This is a genomic window from Allobosea sp. GW821-FHT09G06 (assembly GCF_059416005.1).
Map to the genome: position 1 here is coordinate 187120 of NZ_JBWKOI010000001.1, position 23058 is coordinate 210177.

Consider the following 23058-nt stretch of genomic DNA (forward strand, 5'->3'; position numbering starts at 1 on the left):
GGTTCAGGAACCGACCTTCAGGCCCTTTTCCTTGAAGTAGCGCGCGGCGCCCGGATGCAGCGGCAGGGGCATGCCTTCCAGCGCGTTTTCCAGCTTGATCGAGCGGGCGGCAGCGTGGGCGGCGCCGAGATCGGCCAGGTTGTCATAGACCGCCTTGGTCATCTGGTAGACGGTCTCCTCCTTCATGCCCTCATGGGTCACGAGATAGTTGACCACGGCGGCGGCCGGCACGGCGGCGGTCTGCCCGGTATAGGTATTGGCGGGGATCGAGACCTTGACGAAGGGCGGGCCGGCCTTGTCGACGACGGCGGCGGGCACCTCGACCACGGTGATCTCGACGGAGGTCGCGAGGTCGCGCAGCGAGGCGACGCCGAGACCGGCCGATTGCAGGGTCGCGTCGAGCTGGCGGTTCTTCATCAATTCGACCGACTCGGCGAAGGGCAGATACTCGATCTTGCCGAGATCCTTGTAGGACATTCCGGCGGCGGCGAGGATCGCGCGGGCATTGAGCTCGGTGCCGGATTTCGGCGCGCCGACCGAGAGGCGCTTGCCCTTGAGATCGGCCAACGTCTTGATGCCGCTATCCTTCGAGGCGACGATCTGGATGTAGTTCGGATAGATCGCCGTGACGCCGCGCAGCTTCTTCAGCGGCGCCTTGAAGCCGGCCTCCTCGTCGCCCTTCCAGGCGGCGTCGAGCGAATCGCCCAGCGTGAAGGCGATCTCGCCCTTGCCCTGCTGCAGGAGCTGGAGGTTCTCGACCGAAGCCTTGGTGGCCTGCACGGTCGGGCGGACATTCGGAATCTTCTCGCCATAGATCTTCGAGAGCGCGACGCCCATCGGGTAATAGACGCCGGACGTGCCGCCGGTCAGGACGTTGATGAAGTCCTGAGCGCTGGCGGTGACCGGCGCGGCGACGAGCGTGAGGGCAGCGGCAAGGCCAGCGAGGCGCGGGGCCCGGAACAGCGATTTCATGATGTCTCCCTGGATGTCTGATCCGGCTCATGCGGCCAGTTGTCGCAATTTTAGAGCATGCTGAACCTGAAAGGGGAAGCGCTCGACGAAAGGTGGAACTCCGCCTTTAGCCGAAGGCCCGGACTGGTTTCGCCACGATTGGCTGCCTATCTCCGGTTTCGTGCGGTCACCTCGCCATGGGTTGGTGACCGGGCATCCGAGCAACGAGCGATCAGGAACGACATGCACGACCGTGCCGAGCAGGGTAGCAGCCAGGGGCTTCGCCTCGACCGACGAACTCTTCTCGCAGGTGCGGGTGCGACAGCGGCGCTGGCCGCGCTCGGCTTCGCACCGGACGCGCTGGCGCAGCAGGGTCTCAAGCTCGGCGATACCAGGGATTTCACCTTCGAGGCGCTGAAGGCGCGGGCGAAGGACATGGCGACCAAGCCCTATGAGGCGCCGCCGAGCCCGCGGCCCGAGGCGATGCAGCGGATCGACTACGACGCCCATGGCAAGATCAGGTTCAAGCCGGAAGCGGCGCTCTGGGCGGATGGGTCTTCGCCCTGGCCGGTGACCTTCTTCCATCTCGGCCGCTTCTTCCAGAAGCCGGTCAGGATGCATGTCGTCGAGGGCGGCAAGGCGCGCGAGATCGTCTACGACGCCAGCTATTTCGAGATGCCGGCGAATTCCCCGGCGCGCGATCTGCCGGCCGGCGCCGGTTTTGCCGGATTCCGCCTGCAGGAGAGCCGCAGCGGCCATCCCGGCCGCGATGGCGGTGCGCTCGACTGGAAGACCAATGATTGGGTCGCTTTCCTCGGCGCCTCCTATTTCCGCGCCATCGGCGAACTCTATCAATATGGCCTGTCGGCGCGCGGCGTCGCGATCGATCCGGCGGTTTCCGGCAAGCTGGAGGAGTTTCCCGACTTCACCCATATCTGGCTGGAGACGCCGCAGGCCGGCGCCGAATATGTCGTCATCTACGCCCTGCTCTCGGGGCCGAGCGTGGCCGGCGCCTATCGCTTCCGCATGCATCGCGGCAAGGGCGTGACCATGGAGATCGAGACCGCGCTGCATCTGCGCAAGGATGTCTCGCGGCTCGGCATCACGCCGCTGACCTCGATGTTCTGGTACTCCGAGACCGCGAAACAGACCGCGATCGACTGGCGTCCCGAGGTGCATGATTCCGACGGGCTCGCCCTCTGGACGGGCTCAGGCGAGCGCGCCTGGCGCCCCCTCAACAATCCCCCGCACACCATGGCGTCGGCCTTCGTCGACAGCGATCCGCGCGGCTTCGGGCTGATGCAGCGCGACCGCGAGACCGGGCATTATCTCGACGGCGTGCATTACGAGCGCCGCCCGAGCCTCTGGGTCGAGACCGACGGGCAGTGGGGCAGGGGCTCCGTCCAGCTCGTCGAGATTCCCACCGATGACGAGATCCACGACAATATCGTCGCGATGTGGGTGCCCGAAGGGCCGGCGAAAGCCGGAAACGCCTACAACTTCCGCTACAAGCTGCACTGGCTCGCCGACGAGCCTTTCCCGACGCAGCTCGGCCGGGTCGTCGCGACGCGGCTGGGCAATGGTGGCCAGCCGGGAACGACGCGGCCACGGGGCGTGCGCAAGTTCATGGTCGAGTTCCTCGGGCCCGCGCTGGAATCGATCCCCTCCGGCGTGAAGCCCGAGGTGGTGCTGTCGACCTCGCGCGGCAGCTTCTCCTATGTCCTGACGGAAGCGGTGCCGGACGATGTGCCCGGCCATTGGCGCGCCCAGTTCGATCTCACCGTCGGCGGCAGCGAGCCCGTCGAGATGCGCTGCTATCTCAAGGCCGGCGACACCGTGCTGACCGAGACCTGGCTCTACCAGTACCTGCCGTTCTGAACGGGACCAGGCGCCGGGGCATTCCTGATTGGCACCACCCTTGTCATTCCGGGGCTTCGCGCAGCGATGAACCCGGAACCCACGACCGGGTGAGCCGCTCGCAGCCGAGCACCTGACGTTCTACCCAGTCGTGGTTTCCGGGTTCACGCCTGCGGCGCGCCCCGGAATGACAGGGGGCCGGAGCATGTCTCTGCCCCAAGTGGCGTTGGACAGTTGCGGAATCGCCTTGCTCCAGCGTGAGCGTAACATTATATCGTTTCTTATGGCTCACGCGCACGCCCCTCATACGCATCGCGCTGCCTCGGAAGCTCCGGGGTGGTCGCTGCTGCGCCTGTCGGCGGGGACGCGCGTGGGATTGGCCGCTGCCATCGTCGCGCTGCTCTGGCTGGCGACGCTGGCCGTGATCCTGTGAGTTTGCGTTCGATGTCCGCCATCCGCCTGACCGACCTGACGCTGGGCTACGACCGCCATCCGGCTGTGCACCACCTCTCCGGTGAGATCGCGGCCGGGAGCCTGACCGCCATCGTCGGGCCGAACGGCGCCGGCAAGTCGACCTTGCTCAAGGGCATTGCCGGGGCGCTCGCGCCTCTGTCGGGCGGCGTTGCGCTCGCCAAGGGCAAGCGCCTCGCCTATCTCCCGCAATCGGCCGATCTCGACCGGTCCTTCCCGATCCATGTCTACGATCTCGTCGCCATGGGTCTGTGGAACCGGGCCGGCATCTTCGGCCGCATCGGTGCGAGCGCGGCCCACAAGATCGAGCACGCCATCGCGGCCGTCGGCCTGACCGGCTTCGAGCGCCGGCCGATCGGCACGCTCTCCGGCGGGCAGATGCAGCGGGCCTTGTTCGCGCGGCTCCTATTGCAGGACGCCGATGTGATCCTGCTCGACGAGCCCTTCACCGCGATCGATGCGCGCACGACGGCCGACCTGCTGGAGCTGGTGCGGCGCTGGCATGGCGAGAGCCGTACCGTCGTCGCGGTGCTGCACGATATCGAGACGGTCCGGCAGGCCTTCCCGCAGACATTGCTGCTGGCGCGCGAGGCTGTGGCCTGGGGCGAGACCGCGACCGTACTGACGCCCGAAAACCTGCTGAAGGCGCGGCGCATGGTCGAGGCTTTCGACAGCCACGCCGTTCCCTGCCAGCGCGACGCCGCCTGATCCGTCCAGCCAGGCCAAGCCGATGCTCTACGATATCCTCATCGGCCCCTTCGCCGAATTCGACTTCATGCGGCGAGCCCTCGTCGGCGTGGTGGCGCTCTCCGTTTCGGGCGCGCCGATCGGCGTCTTCCTGATGCTCCGGCGGATGAGCCTGACCGGCGACGCCATGGCGCATGCGATCCTGCCGGGCGCGGCGCTGGGGTATCTCGTCGCCGGCTTCTCGCTGCCGGCGATGACGATCGGCGGGCTTGCGGCCGGCTTTGCAGTGGCGCTGGCGGCCGGCGCGGTGGCGCGCGCGACCGTGCTCAAGGAGGACGCTTCGCTCGCCGCCTTCTACCTGATCTCGCTCGCGCTCGGCGTCACCATCGTCTCGCTCCGGGGCTCGGCGATCGACCTGCTGCATGTGCTCTTCGGCAATGTGCTGGCGCTCGACGACCAGGTGCTCATCCTGCTCGCCGGGGTCGCGACCGTGTCGCTGCTGTCATTGGCAGCGCTCTATCGGCCATTGGTGCTCGAATGCGTCGATCCCGGCTTCCTGCGCTCGGTCAGCCGCTCCGGCGGGTTCGTTCATCTGACCTTCCTCGCGCTCGTCGTGCTCAATCTCGTCGCGGGGTTCCATGCGCTGGGGACCTTGCTCGCCGTCGGCATGATGATGCTGCCGGCAGCGGCCGCGCGCTTCTGGACGGCGGATATCACGCGCCTGCTGCTGCTCGCGGCCGGTTTCGGCATGGTTTCCGGCTATGCCGGGCTGGTCGTGTCCTATGCGGCGGGGTCGAGCCTGCCGGCGGGGCCGTCGATTATTCTCGCCGCAGGCGCGATCTATATCGGCTCGCTCCTGTTCGGCTCGCAGGACGGGCTTGCGCGGCGCCTCTTGCCTCGGGCCCATCTCCAGAGATAGAAACGTTATATCGTTTCATTTCTTGGAGTCGCCCATGCCCAACCGTCGCGCCCTCGTCGTCGGCCTCGCTCTCGGGCTTGCCGCAGTCGCCGCGCCGTTCGGTGCCTTCTCTCAGGAGAAGCTGCCGGTGGTGGCGAGCTTCTCGATCCTCGGCGATTTCGCCCGGCAGGTCGGCGGCGACCGCGTCAGTGTGACCACGCTGGTCGGCCCTGACGGCGACGCTCATGTCTATTCGCCGACGCCGGCCGATGCGAAGGCGATGGCCGCGGCGAAGCTCGTCCTCGTCAACGGCCTGCATTTCGAGGGCTGGTTGCCGCGTCTGGTGAAATCCTCGGGCACCAAGGCGACGATGGCCGAGGCGACGAAGGGCATCACCCCGCTCGAAGCCGATGACGACCATGACGACAAGGGCAAGGGCGGCCATGCGCATGCCCATGGCCATGACGATCCGCATGCCTGGCAGAGCGTTGCCAACGCGAAGATCTATGTCGCGAATATCAGGGATGCGCTCAGCGCGGCCGACCCGGCCGGCAAGGCAAGCTACGAGGCCAATGCCACGGCCTATCTCGTCGAGCTCGACACGCTCGAAGGCGAGGTGAAGGCCGCCGTCGCGCGCATCCCGGCTGAGCGGCGCAAGGCGATCACGACCCATGACGCCTTCGGCTATTTCGTGAAGGCCTATGGCATCGCATTCGTCGCGCCGCAGGGCGTCTCGACCGAAGCCGAAGCCTCCGCCAGGGATGTCGCCCGCATCATCCGGCAGGTGAAGACGCAGAAGATCCCGGCCGTCTTCCTCGAAAACGTCACCAATCCCCGCCTCGTCGAGCAGATCGCGCGCGAAAGCGGCGCCAAGGTCGGCGGCCGGCTCTATTCGGATGCGCTCTCGGCCGAGAGCGGGCCGGCGGGGACTTACATCCGGATGATGAAGCACAATATAAGCGAGATCGAAAAGGCGCTGACTGCCGGCCCGGCCTGACCGGGCGGTGTCCTCCTCGCGTCGCAGTCATTCAGGTCAAGCCATGTCCGAGAAAATCCCCGTCACGGTGCTCACCGGCTATCTGGGCGCCGGCAAGACCACGCTCCTCAACCGCATCCTGACCGAGGACCACGGCAAGAAATTCGCCGTGATCGTCAACGAGTTCGGCGAGGCCGGTATCGATGGCGACCTCATCGTCGGCGCCGACGAGGAAATCTTCGAGATGAATAACGGCTGCATCTGCTGCACCGTGCGCGGCGACCTGATCCGCATCCTCGACGGCCTGATGAAGCGCAAGGGCAAGTTCGACGCGATCATCGTCGAGACCACCGGTCTCGCCGATCCCGCGCCGGTCGCGCAGACCTTCTTCGTCGATCAGGATGTCGGCGACGCTACCCGCCTCGATGCGGTCGTCACCGTGACCGACGCCAAGTGGCTGAAGGATCGTTTGAAGGATGCGCCGGAGGCCAAGAACCAGATCGCCTTCGCCGATGTCATCGTGCTCAACAAGACCGATCTCGTGACGGCGGAAGAGCTCGCCGATGTCGAGGCTGCGATCCGCGCGATCAACCCCTATGCCAAGCTGCACAAGGCCGAGCGCGCCAATGTCGATATTGCAGCCCTGCTCGACCGCAACGCCTTCGATCTCGACCGTATTCTCGATATCGAGCCCGATTTCCTCGAGGCCGGGCATCACCATCACCATGCTGAGGACGTGCGCTCGATCTCGCTGACCGTGCCGGGCGACGTCGATCCCGAGAAATTCATGCCGTGGATCAATGACCTCACCCAGATCCAGGGGCCGAACATCCTGCGCTCCAAGGGCATCCTGGCCTTCAAGAACGAGCCGCGCCGCTTCGTCTTCCAGGGCGTGCACATGATCCTGGACGGCGACCTGCAGCGCGACTGGAAGGATGGCGAGACCCGCGAGAGCCGCCTCGTCTTCATCGGGCGCGATCTCAACGAGAACGAATTGCGCAAGGGGTTTGAAGCCTGCGCGGCCTGAGTTAAAGCCGCGTCATGACCACGATGACCCCACCCGTCTCGCTGCGCGAGCATGTCACCCCGATCACTGCTGAGACGCATGTCGTCGCGGCCCACTGGCTGAAGCAGGGGCTCGTGCTCGCGCTGGCCGACGGGCGCGTGCTGCGCTGGCGCGACGGCGCCCTCGTCGACAGCGTCGAGGCCCATGCCGGGGGCATTCTCTGCGCGACCGGCGACGGCGAGCGCCTGATCTCCGGCGGGGATGACGGGCGCGTCGTCGCAACGCGGTTCGAAGGCGAGCCTGAAGAGATAGCGAAGGACCAGAAGCGCCGCTGGGTCGACGCGATCACGCTGTCTCCATCAGGCAATCTCGCCTGGAACACCGGCAAGAGCGTGCAGGCCCGCGACGAGAAGGGCCGCATCCGCACGCTGGAGGCGGCGAGCACGCCGCAGGGCCTCGTCTTCGCGCCGAAGGGCTACCGCGTGGCCATAGCCCAGATGAATGGCGTCTCGCTCTGGTATCCGAACACCGAGGCGAAGCCGGAATTCCTGGAGTGGAAGGGCTCGCATATCGATGTCGCCTGGTCGCCGGATGGGCGCTTCGTCGTCTCCTCGATGCAGGAGAACGCGCTGCATGGCTGGAAGCTCGGCGACAAGCCCGGCCATATGCGGATGACCGGCTACCCGGCCAAGCCGCGCTCGCTGTCCTGGTCGCATGATGGGCTCTGGCTGGCGTCGAGCGGGGCGGACGGTGCGATCGTCTGGCCGTTCCAGGGTGACGGGCCGCAGGGCAAGGCGCCGCGCGAATGCGGCGTGCGCCATGCTCGCGTCACTCGCGTCGCCTTCCATCCGGGCGCGCTGGTGCTGGCGATCGGCTATGACGATGGCTGCATCCTGATGGTTCGCCTGACCGACGGCTCCGAACTGCTGGTGCGGCCGGCCCTGCGCGACAGCGGGATCAGCGCCTTCGCCTGGGACAAGGCCGGCAAGCGGCTCGCCTTCGGCGCCGAGGACGGCGCGGCCGGCGTGCTCGTCCTGCCGGGCTGAGCGCGATGCGCTTTGGTCTCTTCGGCAAGCCTGAGACCCGCAAGGGCGGCGATGCGAAGGCCGAAGCCAAGGCGCTGGCCGAACGACTGAAGGGACAGGTCCGGGAATTGCTCGGCCTGCCCGAGACGGCGGCGATCGCTGTCAACGAGATCATCTGCGCCGATCCCGCCTGCCCGGGCAACGAGACGGTGATCCTGGTGATGAAGCCGGGCGAGAAGACGCGCGCCTACAAATTGCAGATGGCGATGGCCGAGGTGACGGTGGACGCCTTGGCCGAAGCCCTGCGGTCTTAGGGCCTGAAGCCGTTCGGCCGGACCGAGCCGGGCGAACATGGCGCCGCCCTCCTGATCGACGAGCTGGATGACCGCTTGCCGCCAGCGCCGGTTTCGCTAAAGCTCCACGCGATGTCTCTGCTCTCGCTCTATGCCCGCGTCCTCGGCGAACTCGGTCCGGAAAGGCGGCTGGGCGTCATCCTGGCGCTGGCCAATATCGTGCTGGCGGCGGTCGCCTTTGCCGAGCCGATGCTGTTCGGCGCGCTGATCGACCGTCTGACCACGATCCAGTCCTCGGGCGGCGCCCTGACCTGGGCCAGCATCAACCTGCTGATCGCCGCCTGGGTCGGCTTCGGCCTGACCAATATCGCGCTCGGCGTCTTCGTCGCGCTGCATGCCGACCGACTGGCCCATCGCGCGCGCCTGATGGTGATGGCGCGCTATTTCGAACATGCGCTCACCTTGCCGCTGGCCTATCACACGCAGACCCATTCCGGCCGTGTGCTCAAGGTGATGCTCGACGGCACCAATGCGATGTGGGGCCTCTGGCTGTCCTTCTTCCGCGAGCATTGCGCCTCTGCCGTGGCGCTGTTCGTGCTCCTGCCCTTCACGATCTGGAAGAACTGGCAGCTCGGGCTGTTGCTGGTCGCGCTGGTGGTGCTGTTCGGCTCGCTGACGGCCTATGTGCTGCGCAAGACTGACCGCTTGCAGAGCAATGTCGAGGCCTATCACTCCAACCTGGCGGAGCGGGCCTCGGACGCGCTCGGCAACGTGCCGGTGATCCAGAGCTTCACCCGCATCGAGGCCGAGGTGCGCGGCCTGCGCACCACCATCGCCAATGTGCTGGCGGCGCAATTGCCGGTCCTGTCCTGGTGGGCGGTGGCCAATGTCGCGACGCGCGCCTCTGCGACGCTGACCGTGCTGCTGATCTTCATCGTCGGCACCTGGCTGCTGATGCATGGCCAGACGACGGTCGGCGAAATCGTCACCTTCATGGGCTTCGCCACCATGCTGGTCGGGCGTCTGGAGCAGATCGTCGGCTTCGTGAACTTCATCTTCATGCAGGCGCCGAAGATGCGGGAGTTCTTCGAGGTGCTCGACACGCTGCCGAGCGTGCGCGACCAGCCCGGCGCCAAGGACCCCGGCCGGCTCGAAGGCGCGGTCGCCTTCGAGGACGTCTCCTTCTCCTATGACGGCAAGCGCGCGGCGGTGCGCGACGTTTCCTTCGCGGTGAAGCCCGGAGAGACGATCGCCGTCGTCGGCTCGACCGGTTCGGGCAAGTCGACGACGCTGGGGCTGCTGCACCGCGCCTTCGATCCGCAATCGGGCCGGATCACCGTCGATGGCATGGATATCCGCGAGATTTCGCTGCTTTCGCTCCGGCGCAATATCGGCGTCGTCTTCCAGGAGCCGATGCTGTTCGCCCGCTCGATCCGCGAGAACCTGCTCGTCGGCAAGCCGGACGCCACGGATGCCGAGATGATGCAGGCGCTCGAACGCGCGCAGGCCGCCGAGGTGATGGCGCGCCAGGCCGATGGGCTCGACACGCTGGTCGGTGAGCGCGGCCGCACGCTCTCCGGCGGCGAGCGCCAGCGCTTCTCGATCGCCCGCGCGCTGCTCAAGAACCCGCCGGTGCTGATCCTCGACGAGGCGACCTCCGCGCTCGACGCCGCAACCGAGGTTAAGCTGCAGAAGGCGCTGGAAGAGGTGATGAAGGGGCGCACCACCTTCGTCATCGCGCACCGTCTCGCGACGATCCGCAATGCCGACCGCATCCTGGTCTTCGAGCAGGGGCAGGTCGAGGAAATGGGCACTTTCGATGAGCTCGTCGCCAAGGGCGGACGCTTCGCGGCGCTGGCGCGGGCGCAGTATCTCGTCAGCGACAAGTCGGCCCACGCCGAGGACACGCCGAGCCCGCTCGCGCAAAAGATCCTGCCGGGCTGACGAGCGGCGTTTTTCGAGCCGTTTCGGGGGTCGCAGGCGCGATCAGGCGTTGCGCCGATGTCGCCTTTCCCGCTTATTGGACTGGAGCCTTTTCCGCCCGCGATCCCGAGTGACGACGAACGATGATGATCCTCCGCCTTGCCTGTGCCTGGGCCTCGGTTGCCGCCTTCCTTCTGTTCGGCGACACCTTGCTCGGCCAGCTCGGCGCGCCATTGCCGTCGCTTCTCGTCTTCCTCTGGCTGCTCGGCGTCATCATCTGGTCGTCCTTCGGCGTGGTGCATGAAGCCGAGGAGCTGGCCGAAAGGCTGGGCGAGCCCTATGGCACGCTGATCCTGACGCTCTCGATCGTCATCATCGAGGTGGCGCTGGTCGGCGCCGTCATGCTTGGTGCGAAGGGCGCACCGACGCTCGGCCGCGACACGATGTTCGCCGTGCTGATGATCGTGCTCAACGGCGTCGTCGGCATCGGCCTGCTGATCGGGGGCCTCCGGCATTTCCAGCAGCGCTACAACCTCAAGGGCGCGTCGTCCTATCTGGCCGTGATCATTCCGCTGACGGTGATCCCGCTCTTTCTGCCGAATTTCACGACATCGACGCCGGACGGCACGCTGACCTCCTTCCAGGCGATCGCCTTCTCGATCTTCACGGTGGCGCTCTACGGCGCTTTCCTCGCGCTGCAGACCGGTCGGCACAGCATGTTCTTTCGCGAGCCGGACGAGGACGGTAAGCCGGTCATTGCCGTCGACGCGGATGGCGAGCCGGTTTCACCGTCGGCGGCGGGCGAGGTGCTGCCGCGTATCGGGCTCTTGCTCGCCAATATCCTGCCGATCGTCATCCTCTCGAAGAGCCTGGCGGCGGTGCTCGATTTCGGCATCGCCAAGCTCGGTGCGCCGGCCGCGCTCGGCGGCATCCTGATCGCGATGGTCGTCTTCACGCCGGAATGCATCGCGGCGCTCCGGGCGATCACCTCGAACCAGCTGCAGCGCGCCGTGAATCTCTGCCTGGGCGCGGCGACCTCGACGCTGGGCATGACCGTGCCGGCCGTGCTGCTGATCGGCGTCTTCACCGGCCAGCCGGTCGTGCTCGGCCTGTCGGCGACCAATATGGTGATCGCGGCGATGACGCTGCTGCTCTCGACCCTGACCTTCACCGGCACGCGCACGACCATGCTGGAAGGGGCGGTGCATCTCGCCGTGTTCTTCGTCTTCCTCGTGCTGGTCTTCAGTCCGTAATCGCAGCGCGATTACCCCTGTGGTAATCGACCCCATTCGCTTCACGCGTCATGGTCCTCCGCAACGAACGGCCTTCCGGCCGCGGTTTGCAGGAGAGAACCATGACCGCCTACGCCATCGCCCATCTGCAGGATGTCCGGCTCGGGCCGGAGATCGTCGACTACATCGCCCGGATCGACGCGACGCTCGAACCCCATGGCGGCCGCTTCCTGATCCATGGCATGACGCCGGAGATCGTCGAGGGGCCGTGGCCGGGCGATCTCGTGCTCATCGCCTTTCCGGACATGGACCGGGCACGCGCCTGGTATGATTCACCGGAATACCGCGCGATCCTGCCGCTCAGGACCGAGAATTCGCGGGGCACGGCGATGCTGGTCCACGGCGTGGAGCCGGGCTACCGCGCGACCGATTTCCTGGCGAAGGCCGGGCTCGTCTGACCGGCTTCAGTCCTTCGAGGCGAGTTCCGTCTCGATGAAGGCGCGCACTTCATCGGCCGCGACGCCCGGCGCGATGAAGCTCTTGCCGATGCCGCGGGCGAGGATGAAGGTCAGCACGCCACGCTTGACCTTCTTGTCCTGCGCCATGGCGTTGACGATCTCCTCGGCGCTGCCGGCACCGCCCGGCACCTGCCGCAAGCGGCTGGGCAAGCCGACATGATCGAGATGGCGGGAAACGCGGCCTGCATCCTGGCCCGAGCATAGCCCGAGGCGCTGCGAGAAGCGGAAAGCGAGTGCCAGGCCAATCGCCACGGCCTCGCCATGGACGAGGCGGGCGGACTCGTAATTCGTCAGCCGTTCCAGCGCATGGGCGAAGGTATGGCCGAGATTGAGCAGGGCGCGGTCGCCTTCCTCGCGTTCGTCGCGGGCGACGATCGCGGCCTTGGCGCGGCAGGAGACGGCGACGGCATGGTCGCGCTCCGGCCCGCCAGCGATGACGCGGCTCCAGTTGGCCTCGCACCAATCGAAGAAATCGGGGTCGTCGATCAGCCCGTACTTCACGACCTCGGCATAGCCGGCCTTGAACTCGCGCTCGCTCAGCGTGTCCAAGAGCGCGGTATCGGCGATGACCAAAGCCGGCTGGTGGAAGGCCCCGATCAGGTTCTTGCCATGAGGCGAGTTGATGCCGGTCTTGCCGCCGACGGAGGAATCGACCTGGGCGAGCAAGGTGGTCGGCACCTGCACGAAGCGCACGCCGCGGCGGAGTACTGCCGCCGCGAAACCGGTGAGATCGCCGACGACGCCGCCGCCGAAGGCGATGACGAGATCATTGCGCTCGATCTTCGCCGCCAGCAGCGCGTCGCAGAGGGCGATGAACTGGGCATAGGACTTCGAGGCCTCGCCCGGCGGGATGGTGATGCGGGTCGCCGTGATGCCTTCCTGCTGCAGGCAGGTCTCGAAGGCGGCGCCGTGCAGGGCAGCCACGCTCTCGTCGGTGACGAGAGCTGCCTTGGCGCCGGGCGCGAAGGCGGCGATCAGGGCCGCGGCCTCGCAGAGCTGGTGGCGGCCGATATGGATGTCGTAGCCGCGGCCTTCAAGCGCGACGGGGACGACGATGCGGGCGCCGGTCTTCTCGGGCGTGGCGGCGGTCATGATGCTGTCGCTCCGGCTGCCAGCCGCAGATAGTCGTCCAATGCGGCGATGGTTTCGCCGACCACGACTTCATGAGGCTCGTCGCTCGACAGGATGGTGATGTCGGCCAGTGCATAGACCGGCTCGCGCTCGGTCAGCATCCGGCGCAAGGTCGCCTCGGGATCGGCGGTCTGGAGCAGCGGCCGGTTCGAGCGCTTGCGGACGCGGCGCATCAGCACGTCGGGCTCGGCCTTGAGCCAGACCGCGATGCCGAGTTCCTTCACGCGCTCGCGTGTCTCGGCATTCATGAAGGCGCCGCCGCCGGTCGCCAGCACCAGCGGGGCGCGGGTCGTCAGGACGCGGCTGATGACGCGGCGCTCGCCCTCGCGGAACTCCGCCTCGCCGCGCTGCGCGAAGATTTCGGGGATTGTCATATGCGCGGCCGTCTCGATCTCGGTATCGGCATCGACGAAGGGCAGGCCGAGGCGCCCGGCCAGCCGGCGGCCGACCGAGCTCTTGCCGGAGCCCATCATGCCGACGAGCACGATCGCACGCTGGCCGAGGGCGGCGCGGAGATCGGTCATATCGGGCGTGGCGACGGAAGCGGCGGCGGTCATGGTAATGTGTCCTCGGCACGGCTGTAGCACCGGCCGGCAGCTGCGTCATGCCCCTGTCACGCGGTTTGCACGAGGCTGTGGCTCGCCTGCCCTTGCGCGAGCCGGTTGCGATCAGGGATAGTCAAGCCCGGTGCCGGGATCGTGCGCACCCAAGCGATTGCGAGAGTCCGCCCGACGTGCCGACGCTGTTCCGTTTCCTGGCTTTCATAGGGATCATCGCCGGGCTGATCTTCGGGGGCATGATCGCGCTCGTCACCTTCGTCCAGCCGGTCCAGCGCGAGATGATCGAGATCGTGCCTCCCTCGAAGCTGCAACCGAAATGAGCCGGCTGGGGCGCCAGCGGCTGAACGCCTTCCTCGACATGCTGGCAGCCGAGCGCGGCGCGGCGCGCAACACGCTCGACGCCTATGAACGCGACATCGCGGACTACCTCGAATTCCTCGGCGGCAAGGCGCCGGGCGATGCCACGGCGGAGAATATCCGGGGATGGCTCGCCGATCTGGCGGCGCGCGGGCTCAAGGCGTCATCGGCGGCGCGAAGGCTGTCGGCTGTGCGCCAGTTCCACCGCTTCCTCTATACGGAAGGGCTGGCGGGTACCGATCCCTCGGCGGCGATCTCCGGGCCGAGGCTCGGGCGGCCCCTGCCGAAGGTGGTGACGGTCGGGGATGTCGACCGCCTGCTGGAGACGGCGCGGTCCGCCTGCGAGCAGGAGGGGATATCGAAGGCAGCCCGCCTCAAGGCCCTGCGCATGCGCTGCCTCGTCGAGATGCTCTACGCGACGGGCCTGCGCGTTTCCGAACTGATCGCGCTGCCCTTGTCGGCGGCGACGACGCGGGAGCGCTTCCTGATCGTGCGCGGCAAGGGCGACAAGGAGCGGCTGGTGCCGCTGAACGATGCGGCACGCGGCGCGGCGCGGGATTGGCTGGAGGCGCTGAAGGAAGCCGGAGCGGCGGATGGACGTTGGCTTTTCCCGTCGGAGGGCGAGAGCGGGCACCTGACGCGGCAGGTCTTCGCCAGGGACCTCAAGTCACTGGCCGGAGCAGCGGGGCTTTCGGCGGCGGCCTTGAGCCCGCACGTCCTGCGCCATGCGTTCGCCAGCCATCTGCTGCAGAACGGCGCCGATCTCAGGGTCGTGCAGGAACTGCTGGGCCATGCCGATATCGCGACGACGCAGATTTACACCCACGTCCTCGACGAGCGCCTGAAGAGCATGGTGCGCGATCTTCACCCCCTCGCGGATGGGGAGTGAGGCGGGATGTCATCCCGCACGCGCCGCGGCACGCAGTGCTGCTGCGCAGATGCGGGATCGCATGACGAGAAGGTGCTTTTCCGGGAGACGGTCCCGTGTCTGCGCCGCAGCGCTTCACGCTGCAGCGCGCACGGGATGACGTGCGGAGATCACGCCTCGGAGCAGCGGATCTGCTGGACGCGCTTGGGCATCTCGCCGACGGCGGGGATGAACTGGCCGGTCGCGTTGTCGAGGATCATCAGCACGCCGGTGGCGACGGCGAAATAGGCGCCGTGCAGGTGCAGGCGGCCCTTGCTCTCGAGAATCTGCACGCAGGGGAAGGTGCGCAGGTTGGCGAGCGATTGCTGGATCGAAGCCAGTTCCAGACGCTGCAGATAGTCCTCGAAGCTCTCGTTGCGGCCGCGTCCGCCGGTGCGCTCGGCGGCGGGCGAGATCAGTGTGATCCACTTGCCGATGAAGTCACCCGGCGAGAGCGCCTGCTGGCTGTCGTCGGCGAAGGCGCGGATGCCGCCGCAGCGGCCATGGCCGAGCACGACGATATGCTTCACCTTCAGCGCCTGGATGGCGTATTCGAGCGCCGCCGAGGTGCCGTGGAGCTGGTCGTCCGGCTGGAAGGGCGGCACGAGATTGGCGATGTTGCGCGCGACGAACATCTCGCCAGGCCTCGCATCGAAGATGACCTCCGGCGAAACACGCGAGTCGCAGCAGCCGATCAGCATGATCTGCGGCGTCTGGCCGTGCTCGCCGAGCTCTTCGTAGCGGCTCTGCTCTCGGATGAAACGATCGTCGAGGAAGGAGCGATAGCCTTCCGTCAGGCGCTGCGGGAATGGCTCAGCAGGCTTGTCCATGGCCTCTCTCGAACAGGAAACCGGCGGCTTCGTCAAGTCGATGTTGCGGTGCGGTATCGCTTAGCCCGTCTGCCGGCCTTCGCCCAGACGCCTTTTGAAGGGCCGGCGGAGCGTTCACGAACCCGCGCGGGGGGAAGGGGCCGCATGCGCCGCCGGGTCATGGACATCTCGGCCTCCTCGCCTAGTCTGCGAGGGTTGCCCCGCGCGGCATGGCGCTTGCGCGGGGCTGAGCGCACCGGAGTGACCTGCCTTGACCGAACCTTGCGATCTCAGCGCCGTTGCTGCGCGTGCCCTCATCGGCGCCAAGAAGCTCTCCGCCCGCGAACTGCTCGACAGCTGCATCCGCCGCATGGATGCGATCGACCCGGCGGTGAACGCGATGGTCGCGCGCGACGACGACAAGGCGCGCCAGGATGCGCTTGCGGCCGACGAGGCGACGGCGCGCGGCGATGCGTTGGGCGCCCTGCACGGCCTGCCGATCGGCATCAAGGATCTCGAGAACACCGCCGGTCTGCGCACCACCTATGGCAGCGCCCTCTATCGCGATTTCGTGCCGAAAGAGGACCAGCTCATCGTCTCCTGCGTGCGCAAGGCCGGCGCGATCATCGCCGGCAAGACCAACACGCCGGAATGGGGCGCCGGCGCCAATACGCGCAACGCCGTCTATGGCGCGACCGGCAATCCGTTCGATCCCTCGAAGAGCGCGGCCGGCTCGTCGGGCGGCTCGGGCGTGGTGCTGGCGACCAACATGGTGCCGCTGGCGACCGGCTCCGATACCGGCGGCTCGCTGCGCAACCCGGCCGCCTTCAACGGTATCGTCGGCTTCCGCCCGACGCCCGGACTGGTGCCGAGCGAGAAGCGCCAGCTCGGCTGGTCGCCGCTGCCGGTGCTCGGCCCGATGGCGCGCAACCTGCCGGATCTCTGCCTGCTGCTCTCGACCATGGTCTCCGATGCCGGCTCCGACCCGCTCGCAACGACGATCCATGGCAAGACCGTGCGGCGGCCGGATGATTTCGCCCGCCCCGATGCGATCGATCTCGCTTCGCTCAAAGTGGCGCTGACGCCTGATTTCGGCTTCGCGCCGACCGAGCGCCTGATCCGCGATACGTTCTTCGACAAGACCAAGGCGTTCAGCCATCTGTTCCACGCCGCCGAGGAGACGACGCCGGATTGCGAGGGCACGGACGAGGTCTTCGAGATCCTGCGCGCGAGCAATTTCCTCGCCGCGCATCTCGACAAGGTCCGCGACACGCCGGACATGGTCGGGCCGAATGTCCGCGCTAATGTCGAGGAGGGGCTGGGCTATTCCGCGCTCGACGTCACCCGCGCGATGAAGCAGCAGACGGTGATCTACCAGAACTGGCAGCGTTTTTTCGAGAGTTACGATGTCATCCTCTCGCCGGCGGTGACGCTGAGCCCGCGGCTCTGGACCGAACTCTTCCCCTCCGAGATCGACGGCAAGCCGACCCGGACCTATTTCCACTGGCTGGCGGCTGCCTATGCCGTCACCATCGTCGGCCATCCCGCGATCTCGCTGCCGGTCGGGCTCGACCGCAACGGCATGCCCTTCGGCTTGCAGATCGTCGGGCCGCGCGGCGGCGACGCCAAGGTTCTGGCCGTGGCGGCGGCGCTTGAAGCGGCTCTCGCGGGCGATCCGCTGACGGCGCGCCCGGTGCCGGACCTCGCCAAGCTCGCCAAGGCGCGGCCGCTCAGCGAGAGCCCGAACTTCATGGGCTTCGCCTGAGCCCGGACGCGCATTCCAAATCAATCATAATGGGGAGAGTCCAGATGAAGCGTCGTGATTTTCTGATGGGGACGGCCGCGCTCGGCCTGGCTGGCCCGGCCCTGCCGCGGCTCGCCGCGGCGCAAGCCAGCACAACGCTGATGAAGTTCGTGCCGCAGGCCAATCTGTCCTCGCTGGACCCGGTCTGGACCACGGCGACCGTCACCAACAACCATGGCTACTATGTCTTCGACATGCTCTACGGGGCGGACGAGAACCTGAAGCCGCAGCCGCAGATGGCGGAGGGGCACGAGGTCTCGGCCGACGGCAAGACCTGGCGCATCAGGCTGCGCGAGGGCCTGAGCTTCCATGACGGGACGCCGGTCAAGGCAGTCGATTGCGCCGCGAGCCTGAAGCGCTGGACGCAGCGCGACCCCTATGGTCAGCTGCTCGGCCGCGCGGTCGAGGAATGGGCTGCGGCGGACGAACGCACGGTGGAGATCAAGCTCAAGCGTCCCTTCCCGATGATGCTGGACTGCCTGGCGAAATCCGACCAGCCGCCGGTCATCATGCCGGAGCGCCTGGCCAAGACCGATGCGAACACGCAAGTGACCGAGATGATCGGCTCGGGCCCCTACAAGTTCGTGGCGTCGGGCTATGTCTCCGGCAGCAAGGTCGTCTACGAGAAGTTCGAGGGCTACAAGCCGCGCGCCGAGCCGCCCAGCCGCAATGCCGGCGGCAAGGTCGCGCATTTCCAGCGGATCGAATGGAACGTCCTGCCCGATCCGGCGACGGCCGCGGCAGCGCTGACGCGCGGCGAGGTCGACTGGTGGGAGCGCCCGCTCACCGATCTGCAGCCGATGCTGGCCAGCAACAAGGACATCAAGCAGGAGGTCATCGACAAGGCCGGGCGCGGCGCGATCATCCGCCTCAACCACCTGCAGGCGCCGTTCAACAATCCGAAGGTGCGCGCGGCGGTGCGCATGGCGGTGAAGCAGGAAGACTATATGCGCGCCGCCCAGGGCGACGACACCACGCTCTGGCAGACCTGCCGCAGCCTGTGGTGGCGCGGCACGCCCTATTACGACGGCGAGCAGGAAGACCTGATGCCGCAGAGCCTGGAAAAGGCGAAGGCGGCGTTGAAGGCATCCGGCTACAATGGCGAGAAGGTCGTCATCATCAACCCGACCGACTTCCCCGATATCGGCCCGCTCGGCGAGGTGACCTTCGAATTGCTCAAGCAGCTCGGCATGAATGTCGAGATGGCGGCGAGCGACTGGGGCACCGTCGTGCAGCGCCGCGGCAGCCGCGAGTCGACGGAGAAGGGCGGCTGGAGCATCTTCCACACCACGGGATCGGCGACGAGCTGGGGCAATCCGGCGATGTCGACGCTGGTGCGCGGGCAGGGCGACAAGGGCTGGTTCGGCTGGTGGAAGAGCGATGCGGCCGAGGCCCTGGCCGAGGAGTGGCTCTACGCGCCTGACGAGGCGGCACAGCGGAAGAGCGCCAAGGCGCTGGCCCGGCTGGCGCTGGAGGAGGTCGCGACCATCCCGCTCGGCCAGTTCGTCAGCCGCACCGCCTATCGCAAGGACATGACCGGGATGCTCGCCGGCTCGGCGCCCTATCCGTGGGGTCTCAAAAGAGGGTGAGCGTAGTGCTCATGAAGAAGGGCGGCCGCTTCGGCCGCCCTTTTTTGTTTCAGCGCTTCGCGGCCACGGCTGCCGACCAGGGCGAGGCGGCGTCGCTCGACCCTTCCGCACCGCTCTTGTCGACGCGGACGAAGTTCGGGCAAGCGAAGTTGATCGGCAGGACGCTGTGCTCGACGACCGTGGTCGGCCCCGCCGCTTCCAGCGCGGCAAGCGTCTCGGCCGGCAGGCGCAAATCGGCGCTGGCCGAATCCGGGCCGGAGACGTCGATGCGCGGCTGATGCGCCGTCGCCTCGGTGCCCATGCCGAAATCGAGCTGCCAGGCCAGTGTCTGGTAGATGCTGGCGAGGATGCGGCGCCCACCTGAGGAGCCCATCGCCTGGCGCGGCCAGCCGCCATCCTTCGGCGTGACCACGACCGGGCACATGTTGCAGAGCGGACGGGCGCCGGGCGCGATCGCATTGGCACTGTCGGGCCGCGGATCGAACCACATCATGCCGTTGTTCATCAGCACGCCGGTCGAGGGCAGCACGACGCGGCTGCCCATCGAGGAGAGCAGCGTCGTGGTGACGGTGACGAGATTGCCCTCGCCATCGACCACGGTGAGGTGGGTCGTGCAGGTATCGCCCGGTTCCTTGGCCGTGATGGCGGCGCCGAGGCCGTCTAGCCTCTCCTTGTAGGCCTCGCGCATCACGCGCGACAGCTGCGCGAACCAGGCGGCCGAGGGGCCGTCGCTGTCGAGCGAGGCATCGGCCATGCCGGCGACGACGCGCTCCAGGGTCGGCGCTGCCGTAAGGCCACCGGCGGTGTGGATGAGGTGGCTGCCGCGCCAGTCGATGGTCGGCGCATCGCGGAGTTCGGCCTTGCAGTCCGCGAGGTCCTGCGCATCGACGACGCCGCCGGCCGCGGCGATATCCGCCACGATCCGGTTCGCGACATCGCCGCGGTAGAAATCGTCAAGCCCGGCCTTGGCCAGCCGCTCGATCGTATCGCCGAGCTGGCCGAGCTTCATGAAGCCCGGAATGCCCTGATAGGGCGGCACCGGTGGCAGACCGCCCGGCAGGTATATCCGCGCGCTTTCGGCATAAAGGCGCAGGACCGAGGCCGAGGAGGCGACCTTCAGCGTCGTGTACCAGTCGGCCGGCAGGCCGCGTTTCGCGAGCGCGATGGCCGGCGCGAGGATATCGGCCAAGGGCAGCTTCGAGCCGAAGGTTTCCTTGAGCTTGGCATAGCCCGCGACGGAGGAGGGCGTGACGAAGGACAAGGGGCCGTGGATGTTGCGGTCGTCGACCACCTCCGGCCAGGTGAAGAGGTCCTTCTTCATCTCGCCGGTCAGGGGATAGTCGGCCGGGTCGGCGCGGCGCGGCGCGACCGGTCCGAAATCGACGACCTGGGCGCGAGTTTCGCCGGCCTTCAGCACGACCGCGAAGCCGATGCCGCCGAGCCCGCTGTTCCAGGGCTCGACCGCGGCGAGCGCGAAGCAGGCGGCGACGGCGGCGTCGGCGGCGTTGCCGCCCTGTTCGAGAATCGCGGTGCCGGCTTCCGCCGCCTCCCGGCTCTGCGAGACGACGATGCCGTGCTTCCCGCGCGCGGCAGGTTTGCTCAGAGCCCAGTTCTGGCTGCGATAGGGGGTGGCGGTAGCGGCCATGCGGCGACCTCGAACGGATTTGCGAGGTCGCCATACTGCATACCGCCCGGCATCGCGTCGAATGCGTCGTGGCGGTGCGCGAGCCGCGCCCTGTGCAGGGCGCGGGATCGCTAAAATACGTTCGGGTAGATGTAGCGGACGATCACGCTCTGGATGAAATAGATGATCAGCAGCAGGATGATCGGCGAGATGTCGAGGCCGCCGAGATTGGGCAGGCGCTCGCGAATCGGCCGCAGCACGGGCTCGGTGACGCGATAGAGCGCATCCCAGACGGTGGAGACGAACTGGTTGCGCGTGTTGATGACATTGAAGGCGATCAGCCAGCTCAGCACCGCTGAGGCGATCAGAATCCATACATAGATCTGCAGCGCGAGCAGAACCACGTCGAGAACGGCACGCATCGATCTTCCTTTAGCGCCTGTCCGGAAAGGTGACGCGGAATATCCCTCGCACTTGCCAAAAACAGATGGCGGAAGTGATTGACATCCACGCGACGCACAGCCTAGAAGGCCAGCGCCTTGGGGCTGTAGCTCAGATGGGAGAGCGCTGCAATCGCACTGCAGAGGTCAGGGGTTCGAATCCCCTCAGCTCCACCAAGGCTTTCTAATTCCATCGAAATATCAAATGGTTATGGCAGGGGCTCTCATGAGCCCTAGCCGCAGCCCTACTTTCTGCGCGCGCTCGCCCTGGACGGTGAGAGACGGCGACGCACTGAAATGCGACAACCTGCCGCAATTATCCCCCATCCCTTTCCGCCTGGATGCCGCGATCCTGGTAGCGTTTGGCCACCTCTTCGATAGCCATAAGCTGCGCCTTGGTCTGGAGATGGACCTTGCAGACGTTCAACGCGGCTTCGATGCGCTCAAGAAACAGGGAATGCGCCGGGCTATCCTTTTTCCAGCCGGTAAGCCGCTGCAACGCTTGCTTGATGGCGGGACTGTCGAAATGCAGCGTGTCCTTGCTATGAGCGAACTTGTTCCGAATGTCCTTGATCGTTTTGAGATCGGCGTGGAGCGGCTTGTCGATGATGTTGAAGGCATAGGCGATATCGATTTTGGCCGAGAAGCTCGACAAAGGCCCATAGCCCTCAAACAGGTTGTTATTGAATTCCTTGGACCGGTCATCGGTCATTTTTGTCTCGATGGCGGCCTTAAGCCAATCCTCGATGCGGGCGGTAACGGTCGTAACGAATGAGGTATCTGTCGCCTTTCTCATCTCCGCGATGATCTCATCAAAGCCCGGCTGCTTGAGAATGTCTTCGGCTTCCATCTCATCTATCTCCGCGCCGATCGTTCTCGCCCCATGGCGACCAGAATGCGTCCGCGCTTCTCTCATACGCCGCGAGCTGAACACGCAACGCGATGGCCATCGCGCCAGTCGCCTGCGCGAGCTTCTCAGCAATCGAGGCAGTCCGGCGGGCGAAGCCAAAAAGCTCGATTACGATCGGCGTCTCGATATCGGGATCAGGCGTCGAGATGTGCGCCGCATGCTTATTGCGGTAGTGCCGCAGCTTGGCGCGGCGGTCATCGGAGACGGCGTCCGACCATAGCGCCTGAGCTTGCCTGATCTCATCCGGCTGTATCGCGTGATCCGCTACCGCCGGATCAGCGAGCAGTTCAAAGGCGACTTTGAGATGCCGATCGCCCGGCTTGATCGGATCGAAGGCCCGCATGGAGATGAATAGGATGCGATCGAATAGTGCGTGCTTGAGGATCGTAGCGGCTCGGCCGGCGCCCGCGTCATTGAGGTCTTTTGTAATCGACAGATGATTGCCGCGTTCCAGTATCTCGATGCATGCCATCGCGTCGATCGCGTCGATATAGGCGCGAGAAGCCACGGCGCGGATGGTTTCCCACTTTTCAGTTGGCATCGGTTACTCCTGCGCCGGTCGTTCCCAATCGACCGGGCGGCTGCGAAGCTTGAGGGAGGTCCGCCGGGCCTGCGCATCAATCGTCTCGGCCGTGACCTTGATGCGTGCGCGGGCCTGCCAGCGAGCGCATATGCGCGTCCAGCGGTTAAGCTTGATAACGACTGTGACGGTGATCGGCTTGTCTGGCGACAGGACGAGATTTTTGCTTTCGAGGCGTTGCCGGGGCTGCGGCGCCTCCTCAAACATGTCTGGATAGACGACCTCGGCGCCAGTAAGGCACCGAATGGGCGTAAACGGCGGCCAACACAGCTCGGCTGACAGCAAGCGCATTTCGACGCCAGTCCAGCTTTTAAGCGTCAGCGCTGACCATCGCCGCCCTTCCTTATCAACGCCACTCTTGACGATGTAGTGCGAGCCGGCTGCCTCGGCTTGACGAGCCTTGCGATGCGAGGACCATGCCTTTGCTAACGCTCCAGCGACCGCAAATCCGCCCGTAAATGACTTCGCGTCGATCGAACGCACGAACTCCAGAGCTGCGCTGAGCATGCG

General features: G+C 66.5%; 24 protein-coding genes and 1 tRNA gene. 16 read left to right on the forward strand and 9 right to left on the reverse strand.

Features of this window, described 5'->3' with window-relative positions; genetic code table 11:
- Positions 1-3: 3 nt before the first annotated feature.
- Positions 4-972 (reverse strand): TAXI family TRAP transporter solute-binding subunit, encoded by a 969-nt coding sequence (locus tag AC07NY_RS00870; protein ID WP_494581062.1) that lies wholly within the window; start codon positions 970-972, stop codon positions 4-6.
- A gap of 222 nt (positions 973-1194) precedes the next feature.
- On the opposite strand from AC07NY_RS00870, the gene AC07NY_RS00875 reads away from it, so the two are divergent.
- The 11 genes from AC07NY_RS00875 to AC07NY_RS00925 all read left to right on the forward strand — a co-directional run bounded on the left by AC07NY_RS00875 (position 1195) and on the right by AC07NY_RS00925 (position 11777).
- Positions 1195-2829 carry an OpgD/OpgG family glucan biosynthesis protein gene (locus AC07NY_RS00875; RefSeq protein ID WP_494581064.1) on the forward strand — a complete coding sequence of 545 codons (1635 nt, stop codon included), beginning with the start codon at positions 1195-1197 and terminating at the stop codon, positions 2827-2829.
- A 262-nt stretch (positions 2830-3091) separates the two neighbouring features.
- Positions 3092-3241: a hypothetical protein gene (locus tag AC07NY_RS00880; RefSeq protein WP_377842713.1), complete on the forward strand. Its 150-nt coding sequence runs from the start codon at positions 3092-3094 to the stop codon at positions 3239-3241.
- An 11-nt stretch (positions 3242-3252) separates the two neighbouring features.
- Positions 3253-3987, forward strand: coding sequence for a zinc ABC transporter ATP-binding protein AztA (gene aztA / locus AC07NY_RS00885; RefSeq protein WP_494581067.1), 735 nt, complete (start codon positions 3253-3255; stop codon positions 3985-3987).
- A 22-nt stretch (positions 3988-4009) separates the two neighbouring features.
- Complete coding sequence (locus AC07NY_RS00890; RefSeq protein WP_494581069.1) at positions 4010-4885, forward strand: metal ABC transporter permease; 876 nt, start codon at positions 4010-4012, stop codon at positions 4883-4885.
- Positions 4886-4919: 34 nt separating this feature from the next.
- Positions 4920-5861 carry a metal ABC transporter substrate-binding protein gene (locus AC07NY_RS00895; protein WP_494581071.1) on the forward strand — a complete coding sequence of 314 codons (942 nt, stop codon included), beginning with the start codon at positions 4920-4922 and terminating at the stop codon, positions 5859-5861.
- A 43-nt stretch (positions 5862-5904) separates the two neighbouring features.
- Positions 5905-6867, forward strand: coding sequence for a CobW family GTP-binding protein (locus tag AC07NY_RS00900; protein ID WP_142114002.1), 963 nt, complete (start codon positions 5905-5907; stop codon positions 6865-6867).
- A gap of 14 nt (positions 6868-6881) precedes the next feature.
- Positions 6882-7892: a WD40 repeat domain-containing protein gene (locus AC07NY_RS00905; protein ID WP_494581073.1), complete on the forward strand. Its 1011-nt coding sequence runs from the start codon at positions 6882-6884 to the stop codon at positions 7890-7892.
- Between the two features lie 5 nt (positions 7893-7897).
- Positions 7898-8185 (forward strand): hypothetical protein, encoded by a 288-nt coding sequence (locus AC07NY_RS00910; protein ID WP_494581075.1) that lies wholly within the window; start codon positions 7898-7900, stop codon positions 8183-8185.
- A 111-nt stretch (positions 8186-8296) separates the two neighbouring features.
- Complete coding sequence (locus tag AC07NY_RS00915) at positions 8297-10108, forward strand: glucan ABC transporter ATP-binding protein/ permease (protein WP_494581077.1); 1812 nt, start codon at positions 8297-8299, stop codon at positions 10106-10108.
- 122 nt (positions 10109-10230) lie between these two features.
- Entirely contained in the window at positions 10231-11340 is a 1110-nt protein-coding gene (locus AC07NY_RS00920; RefSeq protein WP_494581079.1) for a calcium:cation antiporter, read from the forward strand.
- 101 nt (positions 11341-11441) lie between these two features.
- Positions 11442-11777, forward strand: coding sequence for a DUF1330 domain-containing protein (locus AC07NY_RS00925; protein ID WP_494581081.1), 336 nt, complete (start codon positions 11442-11444; stop codon positions 11775-11777).
- Positions 11778-11783: 6 nt separating this feature from the next.
- On the opposite strand, the gene aroB is transcribed toward AC07NY_RS00925, so the two are convergent.
- Entirely contained in the window at positions 11784-12929 is a 1146-nt protein-coding gene (aroB, locus tag AC07NY_RS00930) for a 3-dehydroquinate synthase (protein ID WP_494581083.1), read from the reverse strand.
- Positions 12926-13525, reverse strand: coding sequence for a shikimate kinase (locus tag AC07NY_RS00935; RefSeq protein ID WP_492285875.1), 600 nt, complete (start codon positions 13523-13525; stop codon positions 12926-12928). The genes aroB and AC07NY_RS00935 overlap by 4 nt, the downstream gene beginning before the upstream one ends.
- Before the next feature lie 176 nt (positions 13526-13701).
- Between AC07NY_RS00935 and AC07NY_RS00940 the strand changes: the two genes are divergently transcribed.
- A complete protein-coding gene (locus tag AC07NY_RS00940) occupies positions 13702-13848 on the forward strand; it encodes a histidine kinase (RefSeq protein WP_199093353.1) in 147 nt (48 codons plus the stop codon).
- Positions 13845-14774, forward strand: coding sequence for a site-specific tyrosine recombinase XerD (locus tag AC07NY_RS00945; protein WP_494581086.1), 930 nt, complete (start codon positions 13845-13847; stop codon positions 14772-14774). Before AC07NY_RS00940 ends, AC07NY_RS00945 begins: the two co-directional genes overlap by 4 nt.
- 149 nt (positions 14775-14923) lie before the next feature.
- On the opposite strand, the gene AC07NY_RS00950 is transcribed toward AC07NY_RS00945, so the two are convergent.
- Complete coding sequence (locus tag AC07NY_RS00950) at positions 14924-15622, reverse strand: carbonic anhydrase (protein WP_492285872.1); 699 nt, start codon at positions 15620-15622, stop codon at positions 14924-14926.
- Positions 15623-15872: 250 nt separating this feature from the next.
- Between AC07NY_RS00950 and AC07NY_RS00955 the strand changes: the two genes are divergently transcribed.
- Positions 15873-17366, forward strand: a complete 1494-nt coding sequence (locus AC07NY_RS00955) for an amidase (RefSeq protein ID WP_494581088.1) — start codon at positions 15873-15875, stop codon at positions 17364-17366.
- Between the two features lie 44 nt (positions 17367-17410).
- Positions 17411-18994 (forward strand): ABC transporter substrate-binding protein, encoded by a 1584-nt coding sequence (locus AC07NY_RS00960; RefSeq protein ID WP_494581090.1) that lies wholly within the window; start codon positions 17411-17413, stop codon positions 18992-18994.
- 49 nt (positions 18995-19043) lie between these two features.
- On the opposite strand, the gene AC07NY_RS00965 is transcribed toward AC07NY_RS00960, so the two are convergent.
- Both AC07NY_RS00965 and AC07NY_RS00970 read right to left on the reverse strand, forming a co-directional pair.
- Positions 19044-20639 carry a gamma-glutamyltransferase gene (locus AC07NY_RS00965; RefSeq protein WP_494581092.1) on the reverse strand — a complete coding sequence of 532 codons (1596 nt, stop codon included), beginning with the start codon at positions 20637-20639 and terminating at the stop codon, positions 19044-19046.
- Between the two features lie 110 nt (positions 20640-20749).
- The gene (locus AC07NY_RS00970) at positions 20750-21040 is read right to left on the reverse strand and encodes a YggT family protein (protein WP_257733630.1); all 291 of its coding nucleotides are present in this window, start codon (positions 21038-21040) and stop codon (positions 20750-20752) included.
- A gap of 119 nt (positions 21041-21159) precedes the next feature.
- Between AC07NY_RS00970 and AC07NY_RS00975 the strand changes: the two genes are divergently transcribed.
- A tRNA-Ala gene (locus tag AC07NY_RS00975) sits at positions 21160-21235 on the forward strand.
- Between the two features lie 139 nt (positions 21236-21374).
- Here the strand turns inward: AC07NY_RS00975 and AC07NY_RS00980 are convergent.
- Genes AC07NY_RS00980 through AC07NY_RS00990 form a run of 3 tightly spaced genes read right to left on the reverse strand, consistent with a single transcriptional unit; the run spans position 21375 to position 23055 of the window.
- Positions 21375-21908 carry an MltR family transcriptional regulator gene (locus AC07NY_RS00980; RefSeq protein ID WP_494581094.1) on the reverse strand — a complete coding sequence of 178 codons (534 nt, stop codon included), beginning with the start codon at positions 21906-21908 and terminating at the stop codon, positions 21375-21377.
- A gap of 1 nt (position 21909) precedes the next feature.
- A complete protein-coding gene (locus tag AC07NY_RS00985) occupies positions 21910-22509 on the reverse strand; it encodes an AbiU2 domain-containing protein (protein ID WP_494581096.1) in 600 nt (199 codons plus the stop codon).
- Between the two features lie 3 nt (positions 22510-22512).
- Positions 22513-23055: a hypothetical protein gene (locus tag AC07NY_RS00990; RefSeq protein WP_494581098.1), complete on the reverse strand. Its 543-nt coding sequence runs from the start codon at positions 23053-23055 to the stop codon at positions 22513-22515.
- Between the last annotated feature and the right edge of the window lie 3 nt (positions 23056-23058).

What these genes read in the sequence shown, in the direction of transcription:
- AC07NY_RS00870 (WP_494581062.1), bottom strand. Translation starts at nt 972, where the DNA reads ATGAAATCGCTGTTCCGGGCCCCGCGCCTCGCTGGCCTTGCCGCTGCC.
- AC07NY_RS00935 (WP_492285875.1), bottom strand. Translation starts at nt 13,525, where the DNA reads ATGACCGCCGCCGCTTCCGTCGCCACGCCCGATATGACCGATCTCCGC.
- AC07NY_RS00880 (WP_377842713.1), top strand. Translation starts at nt 3,092, where the DNA reads ATGGCTCACGCGCACGCCCCTCATACGCATCGCGCTGCCTCGGAAGCT.
- AC07NY_RS00925 (WP_494581081.1), top strand. Translation starts at nt 11,442, where the DNA reads ATGACCGCCTACGCCATCGCCCATCTGCAGGATGTCCGGCTCGGGCCG.
- AC07NY_RS00960 (WP_494581090.1), top strand. Translation starts at nt 17,411, where the DNA reads ATGAAGCGTCGTGATTTTCTGATGGGGACGGCCGCGCTCGGCCTGGCT.
- AC07NY_RS00945 (WP_494581086.1), top strand. Translation starts at nt 13,845, where the DNA reads ATGAGCCGGCTGGGGCGCCAGCGGCTGAACGCCTTCCTCGACATGCTG.
- AC07NY_RS00895 (WP_494581071.1), top strand. Translation starts at nt 4,920, where the DNA reads ATGCCCAACCGTCGCGCCCTCGTCGTCGGCCTCGCTCTCGGGCTTGCC.
- AC07NY_RS00920 (WP_494581079.1), top strand. Translation starts at nt 10,231, where the DNA reads ATGATGATCCTCCGCCTTGCCTGTGCCTGGGCCTCGGTTGCCGCCTTC.
- AC07NY_RS00970 (WP_257733630.1), bottom strand. Translation starts at nt 21,040, where the DNA reads ATGCGTGCCGTTCTCGACGTGGTTCTGCTCGCGCTGCAGATCTATGTA.
- aroB (WP_494581083.1), bottom strand. Translation starts at nt 12,929, where the DNA reads ATGACCGCCGCCACGCCCGAGAAGACCGGCGCCCGCATCGTCGTCCCC.
- AC07NY_RS00905 (WP_494581073.1), top strand. Translation starts at nt 6,882, where the DNA reads ATGACCACGATGACCCCACCCGTCTCGCTGCGCGAGCATGTCACCCCG.
- AC07NY_RS00910 (WP_494581075.1), top strand. Translation starts at nt 7,898, where the DNA reads ATGCGCTTTGGTCTCTTCGGCAAGCCTGAGACCCGCAAGGGCGGCGAT.
- AC07NY_RS00990 (WP_494581098.1), bottom strand. Translation starts at nt 23,055, where the DNA reads ATGCTCAGCGCAGCTCTGGAGTTCGTGCGTTCGATCGACGCGAAGTCA.
- AC07NY_RS00965 (WP_494581092.1), bottom strand. Translation starts at nt 20,639, where the DNA reads ATGGCCGCTACCGCCACCCCCTATCGCAGCCAGAACTGGGCTCTGAGC.
- AC07NY_RS00950 (WP_492285872.1), bottom strand. Translation starts at nt 15,622, where the DNA reads ATGGACAAGCCTGCTGAGCCATTCCCGCAGCGCCTGACGGAAGGCTAT.
- AC07NY_RS00890 (WP_494581069.1), top strand. Translation starts at nt 4,010, where the DNA reads ATGCTCTACGATATCCTCATCGGCCCCTTCGCCGAATTCGACTTCATG.
- AC07NY_RS00985 (WP_494581096.1), bottom strand. Translation starts at nt 22,509, where the DNA reads ATGCCAACTGAAAAGTGGGAAACCATCCGCGCCGTGGCTTCTCGCGCC.
- AC07NY_RS00980 (WP_494581094.1), bottom strand. Translation starts at nt 21,908, where the DNA reads ATGGAAGCCGAAGACATTCTCAAGCAGCCGGGCTTTGATGAGATCATC.
- AC07NY_RS00900 (WP_142114002.1), top strand. Translation starts at nt 5,905, where the DNA reads ATGTCCGAGAAAATCCCCGTCACGGTGCTCACCGGCTATCTGGGCGCC.
- aztA (WP_494581067.1), top strand. Translation starts at nt 3,253, where the DNA reads ATGTCCGCCATCCGCCTGACCGACCTGACGCTGGGCTACGACCGCCAT.
- AC07NY_RS00915 (WP_494581077.1), top strand. Translation starts at nt 8,297, where the DNA reads ATGTCTCTGCTCTCGCTCTATGCCCGCGTCCTCGGCGAACTCGGTCCG.
- AC07NY_RS00875 (WP_494581064.1), top strand. Translation starts at nt 1,195, where the DNA reads ATGCACGACCGTGCCGAGCAGGGTAGCAGCCAGGGGCTTCGCCTCGAC.